This window comes from Umbribacter vaginalis (genome assembly GCA_001552935.1).
In the GTDB taxonomy this organism is placed as follows: domain Bacteria; phylum Actinomycetota; class Coriobacteriia; order Coriobacteriales; family Eggerthellaceae; genus Berryella; species Berryella vaginalis.
In genome coordinates, this window is record KQ959677.1 from 37290 (window position 1) to 50379 (window position 13090).

Consider the following 13090-nt stretch of genomic DNA (forward strand, 5'->3'; position numbering starts at 1 on the left):
GCATCCGCATGAGGATACAATACAAGCATCAAAAATTCCAAGCTGATGCTGCCAAGGCAGTCGTGGATGTATTTGCTGGCCAGCCTTATTTGACACCCACCTACATGATGGATCGCGGCACTGGGACATACCAGATTAATTTCAACGAGGAAGAGGATTATACCGGTTGGAGCAATCACCGAATTATTCCAGAACTGGATGATCAGCGCATTCTGGAGCATCTTCAGAAGATTCAGCGTGCGAATCAGATCCAGCCTTCATCGAAGCTGGAAGGACGCAGTGATGGCTATAACCTGACCATTGAAATGGAGACAGGTGTCGGCAAAACCTATACTTACATCAAGACAATGTATGAACTAAATAGCGCCTATGGATGGAGCAAGTTCATTATTGTGGTGCCCAGCATCGCAATCCGGGAGGGTGTTTACAAGTCCTTACAGATGACACAGGAGCACTTCGCAGAGGAGTACGGAAAGAAGATCCGCTTTTTTATTTACAATTCCGCGCAGCTTACGGAGATTGACCGCTTTGCTTCCGATAGCTCCATCAATGTTATGATTATCAATTCGCAGGCATTCAATGCCAAGGGCAAAGACGCAAGGCGTATTTATATGAAGCTGGACGAGTTCCGCTCCCGCAGGCCGATTGACATCATTGCGAAAACGAATCCGATCCTGGTAATCGATGAGCCGCAGTCTGTGGAAGGTAAGCAGACAAAGGAGCGCCTGAAGGAATTCCAGCCGCTGCTGACTCTACGTTATTCCGCTACGCACAAATCGGATAGCATTTACAACATGGTCTACCGTCTAGATGCGATGGAGGCTTACAACAAGCGGCTGGTAAAAAAGATCGCTGTTAAAGGCATCACCGAAACCGGAACCACAGCTACCACCAGCTATCTCTATCTGGAAGACCTGAATCTTTCCAAGGGTGATCCTACTGCTACGCTGCAGTTTGAGGTCAAAATGGCCAGCGGAACACTGAAGAAAAAGAGCCGCGTCGTGAAAATCGGAGATAATCTCTACGACTATTCCGGCGGGCTGGAAGAATATAAAAACGGTTTTGTGGTAAAACAGATCGATGGCCGGGACAACTCCGTTGAGTTCCTGAACGGTATCAAGATTTATGCCGGTGACGTGATGGGTGCGGTCGATGAAGACCAGCTGCGTCGCATTCAGATCAGAGAGACAATCCTGTCGCACATTCAGAGGGAAAGAGAGCTCTTTTATAAAGGCATCAAGGTGTTGTCGCTGTTCTTTATCGATGAAGTTGCAAACTATAGAGAGTACGATGCAGCCGGACAGCCTGCAAACGGAAAGTACGCCAGAATGTTTGAAGAGGAGTACGAGGATATCGTCGGAAACCTTCAACTTTCTATTGGCGAGGATGAATACATCAAATACCTGAAGTGCATAAAGGCTTCCAAGACGCATGCGGGATATTTCTCAATTGATAAGAAGGGCAAGATGATAAACTCTAAGGTTGGTCGTAAAGAGACAACCTCGGATGACGTAGATGCCTATGATTTGATTATGAAAAACAAGGAATTGCTCCTTGATCGCGATCCGAAGAAGTCGCCGGTGCGCTTTATCTTTTCACACTCTGCATTGCGCGAAGGCTGGGACAATCCCAATGTGTTTCAGATTTGTACGCTGAAGCAGTCCAGCAGCGACGTTCGCAAGCGTCAGGAAGTAGGACGTGGTCTGCGCCTTTGCGTTAATCAGGACGGTGAGCGTATGGATACTAATGCGCTCGGAAACGATGTTCATAACGTGAATATTCTAACGGTTATCGCCAGCGAGAGCTATGATTCCTTCGCTAAAGGGCTGCAAACTGAAATGGCAGATGCCGTTGCTGACAGACCGCGCGCAGTTACGGTTGACCTGTTTGTCGGCAAGGTTATCGAGGACGATAAGGGTAACGAGCAGGTTATCGATCAGGATACTGCCTTGTCGATCCAATATTATATGATCGTCAACGGCTATATCGACTGCAAGGGCGTTCTGACTGATAAATATTACGAGGATAAAGCAAATGGAGAAATCAAGGTTGCAGAAGAAGTTGTTGACTATGCCGCGTCGGTGATTGAGATTGTCGATTCCACCTATGATAGCCGCAGTATGCAGCCTGAGAATGCCCGCAGCAATAACGTCGAGCTTCTGGTGGATGAGGACAAGCTTGCAATGCCGGAGTTTAAAGCTTTGTGGTCGAGGATCAATTCCAAGTCTGTCTACGTGGTTAACTTTGATACCGATGAGCTTATTAGGAAGTCTATTGCTTCCCTCGATGCCAAGCTACACGTTTCAAAGATTTACTTCCGGGTTGAATCTGGAGCAATGGCTACCATCAAATCAAAGGAAGAGCTGGTCTCTGGAGCTTCCTTCGTAAAGGAAGAGTCTGCCAGCTATGGTGCGACCATCACGGCAAACTCAAATGTAAAATATGACCTCATAGGCAAGCTGGTGGATGAGACTGGTCTTACCCGTAAAGCGGTTATCGCAATCCTTCAGGGAGTTAAACCGTGCGTGTTTAACCAGTTTAAGGACAATCCGGAAGAATTCATTACCAAAGGCGCTGCGCTGATCAACGATGAAAAGGCCACAGCAATCATCGAGCATATTACTTACGACGTGCTGGATGAGCATTACGGCATGGATGTTTTCACCGATCCTACCATCAAAGGCAAGCTGGGCGTGAATGCCATGAAGGCAAAGAAGCACCTGTACAATCACATCGTCTACGATTCTACCAACGAGCGCGACTTTGCTACAGACCTTGATACGAATACTGATGTTGCGGTTTACGTGAAACTGCCGGACGGTTTCTATATTTCCACGCCGGTCGGGCACTACAATCCCGACTGGGCGATTGCTTTCTATGAGGGCACTGTCAAACATATATATTTCGTGGCGGAGACGAAAGGCTCTATGAGTTCGATGCAGCTGCGTCTGATCGAGGAGTCTAAGATTCACTGCGCAAAAGAACACTTCAAGGCTATTTCCAGCGGGAATGTTGTCTACGATGTGGTTGATAGCTATACGTCATTGCTGGAGAAGGTAATGAGATGATTTTAGAGGCTGATTCTATATAGCTTGTAATTAAGCCATTTTAGAAAATTTTGCTACTATCGAAGATCGCAGTTTCACCGCTCTCCGTGCGCCGCACCATTTTTCGGATAAAACTCCCACACGGGGGAGTTTTATCCCCATTCAATAATTACCATGGCGTATTTGTTTCTTTAATTTTATATCAGTATCTTTTAAGCTTCTGTTTTTAGCTATTTTTATGCCTGTTTATTATAGTTTTTGAGATTTTCAGTATCGAAACAGTATCAATGGTGATACTACAATATGAATGATTTTTTGCGGGCAAAAGTTATTCATCCAACATCAATTTGCCCTTTTTCGCTTTATCTTTTAAACGCTTCATTTGTTCTTTTTCTATCTGTTGAATACTTTTCTCTGGAACAGGTAAATCTTCCGGCATAGTGCCACCGATTTTTTTAATAGCACTTCTTACTTCTTTTCCTACTGAGTAGTGAACTTTTGTTGCTGCTTCTGTACCTTCAACTTTGTCTTTCCTTAACTTTTCTTCCGTTTGGGATATTCTGAATAAATTAGCAATCAATTCGGTGCTTCCCATATAATCCAAAATTTTTTGTCTTGCTGTTAAGCCTTTTCTGTCATGTATATCTTCTACATCTAATCCACCGTACAACCCCATATAGCCTGCATTCTGGAATATAGCAAATTCTTCATTTGTTATAACGCCTGCATCGTGTGCTGTTTCTACCAAAAGTTGATTCCATTGTTTTATATCACCACGAACAACAAGTCTTCTTCTATCTTCATCAAGCTGATTAAAATGGTCAGCTATTTCCTGACGATATGTTTGTATGGCGAAATATGTTTGCCCAAGTGCGATCACTTCTTTTCTCGGATCTCCGTTTTGAACAATCAAATAGCAAGCATATCTCGTAAGCTCATAATCTCTGATAGACTTACTTGTAGCACCTGCTTCCACGATTTTGCTGACCTCAGCAAAATCGTAGGTTACTTCATGTCCGCTATTCTCGCATGCAATCATTGCTCTATCAATGACCTTTTGAAAGTTGCGCCATTGAGAATAATCAAGCACATCAGCAAGTTCTCTTGCACTCCAATACTCACTTCCATCTTCTCTAACATACTTAATATCTTCAAATTTCTTATATTCTTGTGCTTTTAAATTTGACATAAGCAACCTCTCATTATTTTTATGATATCTAACTTATATATCAACTACTTTTCTTTATCTCTATAGTTTTTAATAGAATTCCCTTGTGAATCTTTCCATTCTACCCACCCATTATTAGATTTTCCAATAACTATCCAACCGGCACTTGATGGATTCATGCATACAATATCTTCTTGCAATATATTATCTTTTATAGTCGTATTTCTTCTTATAGATGGTATATAGCCTTTTTCAGTATTGCCACACAGACTTCCTTTTAACACGGTAAATACTCCGTCTTTAACTGTAGCCTTCCCCTCAACTTTTCCGAAATCTTTTATAGTACGATTTAATACATACTTCCCATCCGGAATAAATCCTCCATCCGCTTTAAGTTTAATCTCTTCTGTTGATTCCTTGAATACTTCTTTTTTACTTTTATCCTTAGGATAAATTTGTTTGCCATCTAAAGAAGCTAATAAGGATTTAGCAATCTCTATGTCTAATGCAAACAACTCAGTATCGGCAATTCTACTTTTACTAAAGATATCATGGATAAGTTTTTCTTTGTCATCGTATCCATCTACTTCTATAGCAAACTCCCTTTTTAATCCTGTGATATTGGCATATCCATTACTTTCTAAAACTCTCATTCTATTTTCAAATTGGTCATTTCCAGTTTTGCCAATTTTGATAAGACCGGAAACGACTGTAGTCATTAAATATATTATTCCTTTTGCCATAACTAACTCCTATCACTCATTTGAATTATATATTCGTAACTATTTACTAAAAAACAGCGCTTCATCTAATCTATAAATAGCTTTTCTAAAGTAAGAATCCGCATTTCCTCTCTTATTTTTTAAAAGCTTTTTATATAACTCCAATAATATAGATTTGTAGTAAGCTTCGTTTCCAATTATTTTTATATCATCTAAATACATAAATGACTGTAGCGACCATATTTGATGTTTTTCTTCTAAAAATTCTCTAAAAGTATTTGTAATTCTGCATATTTAATTTTTTGACTTCTGCTCCTATATCTATAGTATATGACACCAATCCAATCCTTTTATATCTGAATAGCGTTTAGGAAATATCTTTTGGTTGATTGTATAATCAACCAAAATTTTAGACTGAAGACTTATTAAGGGTTCATTAAGGGTTTATGGGGGTATTTATTGTTAAATATACGATTTATACCCCCATAACTCGGATATTCTTATTCCCACTCGTTCACATGTGTTTACCGCCTGCGATGTGACGGGTCAGGTCGTCTGGCCTGAAATTAAAGTACTATAGACATGTATCGGGGATGATGAAACATAGCTTTTCTCCATCCCGAGGCAAAGAAAGACACCTGTAAAAAGGGAGAGTAGGTCTCTTTCACATATAATTCTGGAAACTTTTCTTTAATTTTGTACGCCTGTCGTAATCTTGCCACGCTCCATAAGGAGAATTTCCAATGATTTTGTCGTATATCGGCAATTTCGCGACTCGATCAAAAAAAATCGTCAAACAGGACACCAGCCTGCCTGACGAAGGTCGCGTTGTTGTCTCCATGCTTTCCTTAAAGCTTCCCTACTGCATTTTGATCAATCTCGAATGTATCAATTTGAGGAGCGGGCAGTATCAGGGGCCCAGTAATAAGTGCCACGCCAACAGACTGTGGAATGCTCGAGCTTCACCCAACCGTGTGTTTCGATACTCCTTGCGTTTTCTGAAACTGTGAGATAATGGATCGAGTAGGGGGTGCGGTAATCCTGGATGATTAAGCAGCATCTCAAACGGAGTTGTTGACGGTTCTTTCTGGTCTCAGCCGAAGAGGCAAGATCGACTATTAATTGCAGTCCAACCGAGAAAGGCTGAAAGAATGGACGACGAGGAGCTCGGCCTGCCAAAGCCGAAAAAATACGAAGGCGAACGATTCTCAGCCTTGGATTACAAGACGGAAGAATACGCGGAGGTGCAGACGCTCGGTGAGGCTATCACCTTAAGGGGCGACAAGGCGTTCCTCAGGGATGTGACCCCTGATGACTTTCTGGACGACACCCCGCCGGGTGTCGAGAAAATCGGAATCGCGGACCTTTGGTCTGATTCCACCTGGGAGAAAGGTGAAACTGAACGTAACGTCGATCTCGAGAGGTCGGCGGCCTCTCTTAAGGCGGGCGATCTGCTTAAGGTGCGCCCGTGCTCGGAGGACATCAGCGAATGGGGCTACAGGTTCCACCTGGTTGATGGAACCACGCTGCCATACGAGCCCTACCATGATTACGACGACCAGCTTTTTGAGGATGCTCTCGAGAACCTGTTCAGCGGCGAATGGCTTGCTTGCCGTGTTAGAGAGGTATCCTGCTTCGGAGAAGATGGTATCGAGGTCGACCCTAAGTTCTGCTGGCGAGTTTATTCATGCAAGGTCACGGTGTATCGCTGTGGTTCTGCGAAGCTATAAGCTCCGGATTAGCACCGCGACATCCCGAATTGGTCGTGGATGCGTATCCACTTAACGCCCGATGTCTTGCAACTGCGGTTCATCTCGTGCACGAGGTCCTGTACTGCCGAGTACTCCGCTGTACCGCCCAGTAGGGACAGACGGGAATAATTGGGTCTTTTTTTCCAGGTAGAGATGTAAAAAAGAAAGCCCTCAAACCAGAGGATTCGAGGGCTTTTATTCCCAATATTTCGCTGGTTGCTTTGCTCTGAGGCGATGCCGAAACAGTATCGGGCGATATTCGGCAGCACCAAAACGCGAGTTCAGAAGGCAGTTCCCGTTACTCCCACTCGACAAATTCAAGTATATGAGGAAGTATTTCTCTTGAATTTACAGGTAAAATATTCGCAAATTTGCTAATATTTTACCTGCTATTTTCGGCTGTCAATTTTCTTAGTATCAAAATAGTATCACAAGAGGCTGGAAAATGCAACAGAATTATGTGGAGCTCTACATAATTCTGTAACCTTCTTTGCTGTGGTGTATCAAGTAATCTTACTGAACATATGGCGCACCTTGTCCAGGCGGCTGTTTGGACGGCGGGGCTGGATGACCGGCTCGCCGACAGCGGCCTGATACCCTTTCAGTTCTGTAAGACATACGCTCCGCCCGTTGGTGTAAAAGGCCAGATCAGTACGGTATGCCTGTATATAGCGGGCGGGAATTTCGCCAGTAAAGACAACTTCATCCTTTTTTACCTGGGCCGTTTCGATAGCGGCACAGTATTTTGGCGCATCGTGATAAGCCCTGGAAAGGTATTCCTGGGGCGCATAGAGGGTGAACGAGAGATAAGGTTCCAGCAACTGCGTTCCTGATTTCTTCAATGCCTGTTCCAATACAATCGGGGCCAATGAGCGAAAATCCGCCGGCGTGCTGACCGGGCTATAATAAAGCCCGTATTCAAAGCAAATCTTACAGTCCGTTACGTTCCAGCCGCACAAGCCTTGTTCCAGCCCGTAACGGATACCATCCATGACAGCGTTTTGAAAACTCTGGTTCAAGTATCCCAGGGAAACCCGGCTCTCGTATTGTACACCGGAGCCAAGCGGGAGCGGCGTAACAGACAGTCCGATGGATGCCCAAAATGGGTTGGGCGGCACCTCAATATGGATAGTGTGGCTGGCTGCTTTGAGCGGCCGCTCTAAATAAATGACGGTAGGTTCCTTCACCGCTGTTTCAATCTTGTACTTTTCTGCCAGCAAAGCGGAAACAACCTCCAACTGCACCCGGCCCAAAAAAGAAAGAATGATCTCATGGGTGATGGAATCCACCTCGTAGCGCAAAAGCGGGTCAGTATCCGCAATTTGCGTAAGAGCGTCCAGCAGCCGTTCTCTTTGCGCTGCCGTTTTCGGCGTGATCGCCGTCCGCAGCATGGGGAGGGGGGCATCGCACCACCTTTCACGAGGAAGCCGGGTGTTGTCCCCTAATACGTCGTTTAATCCCACGCTGTCGCTGGGAAGGATGACAATTTCGCCCTTGTGGGCGGTGTCTGTCCGAACAATCTCCCCTTTGGATGGAATACGCATCTCTGTGATTTTCAGCTTTTCTCTCCCGGCCAGGGCCACCGTATCCCGCAGGCGCAGCGTTCCGCTGTATAGCCGCAGATAGATAAGCCGCTGGTCACAATCTGTATACTCCACCTTGAAAACGTTGCCGCATAGGGCGGCGCTCCCCTGTTCCCCAATCGGTTGGAACAGCCCTGTCACCGCATCCATCAACGGTTGAATGCCAAGGCCCTTTTTGGCGCTGCCGTGATAGACCGGGAATAGGGAGGCGTCTTGAACCCGCCGCTGTTCCTCCTGCGCAAGTTCTTCCCGGCTGATTGGTTCTCCTGCGATATATTTTTCCAATAATTCATCGTTATTTTCGATGACCGCATCCCATGCTTCTATGTCGGTATTTTCATCCAGGACTATTTCCGGGGACAGCGACACCGTCTGCTTGATGATAATATCGGCGGAGAGCTTATCCCGAACAGACTGATACACACCCTGCAAATCAACGCCAGCCTGGTCGATTTTGTTGATAAAGATAACGGTGGGAATGTTCATTTTCCGCAGGGCATAGAACAGAATACGGGTCTGGGCCTGCACACCATCTTTAGCGGAGATCACCAAGATAGCCCCATCTAAAACGGCCAAAGAGCGGTACACCTCCGCCAAAAAATCCATGTGGCCGGGCGTATCCACTATGTTGACTTTACATCTGCGTCACAGGAAGGAAGTGACTGCCGCTTGAATGGTAATCCCACGCTGCCGCTCCAACAGCATGGTGTCCGTCCTCGTTGTCCCTTTTTCGACGCTCCCCGGTTCTGAAATGGCTCCGCTGGCATACAGCAGGCTTTCAGTCAGTGTCGTCTTGCCGGCGTCTACATGGGCAAGAATCCCGATATTGATTATATTCATGTCTATCCTCCATACAAGGCCCAAATGGGCGCAAAAATCCCCAGCGGCTAATACTTTTACCGCTGGGGATCATGACTTCGGACACACAAAAACACACACGGCTTACATAAGCTGCTGTCCGTCACGATATTTGCTTAAAAGGCAAAAGTATTCTTAAATTGGGTACAAAAACCAAGCCCCTGCAAGGGGCAAGCATTTTTGCGCCCATTATCAAATTTTATTTAAGAATACCTTGCCGCATATTTGGTAGACTCCTCAAATCAGGATAATAACAGTATATCATAGTGCGCTCTAAAAAACAAGAAATTATTTTACCCGATTCCCCAAATAAAACTGGAGGGCATTCACTGGAACACCCTCCATTTTTGGTGATTATCGCAACCGAATCAGGACGCCAGGCTAGGCGGTGAGCTCCGCTCGCACCTGCGTATGCTGAGTTTTTACTCCCCATTGCATGCAAAGGCATTTTCGACGCACCCGGGGAGTAAATGACGCAGTGGCTTACACGGCGGCACGCGGTAGTACGCCGCGGCATTTCCCCTGATTACTCCCGTTTTCATTGAGACGGAAAGATTCTTTACTCCCCATTAGCCACCTGGGGTAACGCCGTACGGAGACCGCAAAAACGCCCATTGAGTTCGATTTGAGTTTCACAGGCCACGAGACGGTCCCGTTTTGCCCTCGGGGACAAAAAGCGCGCGTCTACTCACTCGGGATGAATCCTTACTCCCATTCCTCCGAATACCGCCCCGTGCCTTGCCGTCTTGAAATACGGGGAGTAAATGGCGAAATCGCAGGTGAAAGGGAGTAAAAAGGCAAAGAAAAAGCCTCCGTCCCAACATGGAAACGGAGGCTCGATAATCGGTTTTACTCACCAATGTCGCTGGCGGCTTTGCCGTGGCTCTCGTACGAAACGAAACTCAGCAGCACAGTGCGGCACTCAAAGATGCAGGTCAGAACCCTGTCAGCCTACTCCCACTCGGTGGTTATAGTTTTGCCGTCTCGTCACTCCAGTTGCACCCAGTTTTCGGCGGCATCTCGAAGTGAGTGCCGCTGAATGACGCGACGTCGCGTTTCATCGGCTTCGGAGACAAAAGCTGGGACAACTTCAAAAACCATTTTCAAACTCAGAGTATTGAGTTTTTATTTTTGTCCCAAGGGGCACGGAGAGCCGCCTTTGGAGGCTCGATATCGCCGAAAAACGCCCGTTTTGAAACTCAACCGCCTTTGAGCCTGCAAACCACCAGCTTCAACAGTAAGTGAGTCGACGCGGGTGGCTTACGAGCCGTTCACAAAACCGCAGGCCACAGGTCTTTGTCAACGATAAGCAAAGTGAATAGTCTCAGGTGGCTTGCCCATGAGTTGGCGTAAGCCTGTTTAGCAAAAGGCTAATCGGACACGACAGGCCGCCCGCATGGCGACGGCGTTTCCCGTGCGGGCACAAACAGCCCTGCGTGCCCTGTCGCGCGATATCCCAATGCGACGTTCAGAACCCTACCCGCCAAGCAGCCACCTCGCGAAATTCAGCACGAGCACGCCCTCCCGGGTATGGGGCTCATGCCTCGTGCGAGTGATGAGAATCTTCGGGAATGCATCCCCGATGGATAGAATCGGCGCAATCTCCCTCTCGAGCGTCGAATCGGCGCCGATATCGTCGCTCACATACACTTTCCTTCCCGGTTTCGAAACTTGGAAGGCAGTATGCGCAAGGATGCGTCGAGGTGCGATCCCAGTCGTACCATGCCAGCAGAGATGTCGAGGCACATTCGTTCATGCTGCAATGCGGGCATCGGAGATGAAAAACAGCCCGTCGGGTAGTCATGGGCGTGCGGGAGCCCGCATCAGTAACCTGCCTCCTCGGTTGTCCCTTCTTTGCATGGTCGTCTACATAAAGGAGGAACCAGCCATGCAGATCAGCATGCTTGCCCTTCTTGGGTCACGGACCGGGGAGGCGAGGGCCTCCGTCGGGACCGCCCCGAGCAACCGGCATATCCAAGGAATGACAAGGCTCGATCGCTGTGCTGGTCAGGATGCCGAAGCGGGCCGTCCGCCAATCGGAATGCGGGTCAGGATGCTGCAACGTGATTCCAGCTGCAGGATACGGCTCCTTTGCGGTTGCCGCAAAACCTGCTGGCAACATTCTTACTATCCGAATGATGTACGCATCCCTTGGGATCGTTTCGCCTGACCAGGGCCATCTTCAGCGCCTCATCGGCCAGCTCGGCAGGCGCCTCTTCCACGCGTAATAGCCCTGGCGGGTCACCTATGCAACCAAAGATACAAAAGGAATCGAATGGCCAGAGAGGATTGCCCTTACCGATGCTCGATTCTTGACAGGCAAACTCAAGCCGTGTTAATATTACATGGTTTGCCAGACCGAATTAACAAAGGAGGGGTGTCGTGGTTGGTCTTTTCCGCACGTGGATGAGCGCCTAGAAAGCGGCGCTGTTGTGGCGTCGCGCTGTTTTTCTGCACGCCATTTCACGATTGGACATAACCATGATATTTGAAACCTCTCGGGGCAGGTCTGTTCTGCTGTGCCATTCATGGCAATTCAAGCTTTGTTTCGTATGGGGCGGGGAGCTCGTTTCGACATTGACGAGTTCGATTCTCCAAATGGGTCTTATTTGGCATCTCGCCCTCACGACAGGGTCGTCTTCTCTCCTCTCCTTAGCATCGCTGGCAGGCTTTCTGCCGATTGCTTTGTTCGGAATCCTTGCGGGCGCCGTTGTCGACAGACTGCCTTTGAAACGTGTCCTCATCGGCGCCGACCTCTTCATTGCCGCGGTGGGTGCCGCCTTGGCGATTGCCTCGTTGGCCGGCAGCTTACCTGCATGGCTAATTCTCATCGCCCTGTTTCTCCGTGCAGTTGGTACTTCGTTCTACACGCCAGCCTCCCAATCTCTCACGCCCCATCTCGCCCCGCCAGAGCATCTCGTTCGCCTATCGGGGGTGACTCAGGCGATTCAGTCCGGCGGATACATTCTTGGCGCCGCGCTTGCAGCAGTGATTTATCCCGTGGCGGGCATTACCGCTATGATTGTCCTCGACGTGCTGGGAGCGCTTTTCGCTTCTTTAGCCGTCCTCGCCGCACAGATAGACGCAGGGGGCCTCGATGAAGCCGACCGCAGCTTGTCCTTTTCCAATAAGGTTCGAGAGCTCTTCTCTGAGATTTCGGACGGCTACAAGCTGATTAGGGAGTACAGGGGGCTGTTCGCCCTTCTTTGGTGCGGGTTCGTCTTCGCTTTCGCGTTCTCTCCGCTCGCGGCATTGTTCCCAATAATGACCTTGGGGCATTTTGGCGGTAGCACGGGGGATGCCGCTTTGGTGGAAATCCTTTTTTCTGCAGGCATGCTGGCTGGGTCCGGCATTTTGGCGGCCACGGGAGGGTTCCGCAATAGGTCGTTCACCATGGTCGCCGCGATTGCCGGCTTCGGCATTGCCGCAATCGTATCCGGATCGCTCGGCCCGTCATTGTTCGCTGCTTTCCTGCCGGTGAGCTTTCTTATGGGCGCATGCTCCCCGTTGTACGCGGGAACCCAGACTGCCCTTATGCAGGAGCAGATACCTCCTGAGTACCTAGGCCGCGTTTTCGGCCTCTACGGAACCATCATGGCGTGGGCCATGCCCATGGGCCTCGCAGCCCCCTCCGTTTTTGCGGATCTGCTTGGAGCTCCGTTATGGTTCGTCGGCTCTGGAGCGACCATGGTACTGCTTGCGATGGCTATGCTGCTTGCTCCGAGCGTCCGAAACGCGGGGAAAAGAGATACCGGGCAGATTCAATAGCCCAAGTATTCGAAAAAAAGAGGCAGCAGCCATCGGTTCAAGCGTCAGCCTTCAAGCCCTTGCGACGACGAGGTATTGCACCGACATTCCGCATCGCGCTCCTTATTCGTCGCCAACTATCATTTTCGGATTTGCCGGCTTGCGCAAGGTCAAAACGCTCGCGCCGGCAATTGGGCAAAGGCGAAAAATCGAC

General features: G+C 48.1%; 7 protein-coding genes and 1 pseudogene. 3 read left to right on the plus strand and 5 right to left on the minus strand.

Annotation, left to right across the window (positions count from 1 at the left end; translation table 11 throughout):
* The first annotated feature begins 8 nt into the window (after positions 1-8).
* Positions 9-3068: a type III restriction-modification system endonuclease gene (locus HMPREF3190_RS01895; protein WP_066779842.1), complete on the plus strand. Its 3060-nt coding sequence runs from the start codon at positions 9-11 to the stop codon at positions 3066-3068.
* Between the two features lie 307 nt (positions 3069-3375).
* Here HMPREF3190_RS01895 and dinD read toward each other — a convergent pair whose 3' ends face one another.
* The 3 genes from dinD to HMPREF3190_RS07550 are packed head-to-tail and all read right to left on the minus strand — an operon-like array spanning position 3376 to position 5159.
* Positions 3376-4236: a DNA damage-inducible protein D gene (gene dinD, locus HMPREF3190_RS01900; protein ID WP_066779843.1), complete on the minus strand. Its 861-nt coding sequence runs from the start codon at positions 4234-4236 to the stop codon at positions 3376-3378.
* Between the two features lie 44 nt (positions 4237-4280).
* Positions 4281-4958: a DUF4357 domain-containing protein gene (locus HMPREF3190_RS01905; RefSeq protein ID WP_066779844.1), complete on the minus strand. Its 678-nt coding sequence runs from the start codon at positions 4956-4958 to the stop codon at positions 4281-4283.
* Positions 4959-4997: 39 nt separating this feature from the next.
* Positions 4998-5159 carry a hypothetical protein gene (locus HMPREF3190_RS07550; protein WP_449676012.1) on the minus strand — a complete coding sequence of 54 codons (162 nt, stop codon included), beginning with the start codon at positions 5157-5159 and terminating at the stop codon, positions 4998-5000.
* Positions 5160-6088: 929 nt separating this feature from the next.
* Here HMPREF3190_RS07550 and HMPREF3190_RS01915 point away from each other — a divergent pair.
* Entirely contained in the window at positions 6089-6667 is a 579-nt protein-coding gene (locus tag HMPREF3190_RS01915; RefSeq protein WP_066779848.1) for a hypothetical protein, read from the plus strand.
* Between the two features lie 524 nt (positions 6668-7191).
* Here the strand turns inward: HMPREF3190_RS01915 and tet are convergent.
* Both tet and HMPREF3190_RS07400 read right to left on the minus strand, forming a co-directional pair.
* Positions 7192-9111, minus strand: a pseudogene (gene tet / locus HMPREF3190_RS01920) (TetM/TetW/TetO/TetS family tetracycline resistance ribosomal protection protein).
* Between the two features lie 1494 nt (positions 9112-10605).
* A complete protein-coding gene (locus HMPREF3190_RS07400; protein WP_157966984.1) occupies positions 10606-10773 on the minus strand; it encodes a hypothetical protein in 168 nt (55 codons plus the stop codon).
* An 837-nt stretch (positions 10774-11610) separates the two neighbouring features.
* On the opposite strand from HMPREF3190_RS07400, the gene HMPREF3190_RS01930 reads away from it, so the two are divergent.
* A complete protein-coding gene (locus tag HMPREF3190_RS01930; protein WP_005987410.1) occupies positions 11611-12897 on the plus strand; it encodes an MFS transporter in 1287 nt (428 codons plus the stop codon).
* Positions 12898-13090: the final 193 nt, after the last annotated feature.

Bases quoted from the DNA above. Each gene is read 5' to 3' on its own strand.
- dinD (WP_066779843.1), bottom strand. From the start codon at position 4,236: ATGTCAAATTTAAAAGCACAAGAATATAAGAAATTTGAAGATATTAAG.
- HMPREF3190_RS07550 (WP_449676012.1), bottom strand. From the start codon at position 5,159: ATGTATTTAGATGATATAAAAATAATTGGAAACGAAGCTTACTACAAA.
- HMPREF3190_RS01905 (WP_066779844.1), bottom strand. From the start codon at position 4,958: ATGGCAAAAGGAATAATATATTTAATGACTACAGTCGTTTCCGGTCTT.
- HMPREF3190_RS01895 (WP_066779842.1), top strand. From the start codon at position 9: ATGAGGATACAATACAAGCATCAAAAATTCCAAGCTGATGCTGCCAAG.
- HMPREF3190_RS01915 (WP_066779848.1), top strand. From the start codon at position 6,089: ATGGACGACGAGGAGCTCGGCCTGCCAAAGCCGAAAAAATACGAAGGC.
- HMPREF3190_RS01930 (WP_005987410.1), top strand. From the start codon at position 11,611: ATGATATTTGAAACCTCTCGGGGCAGGTCTGTTCTGCTGTGCCATTCA.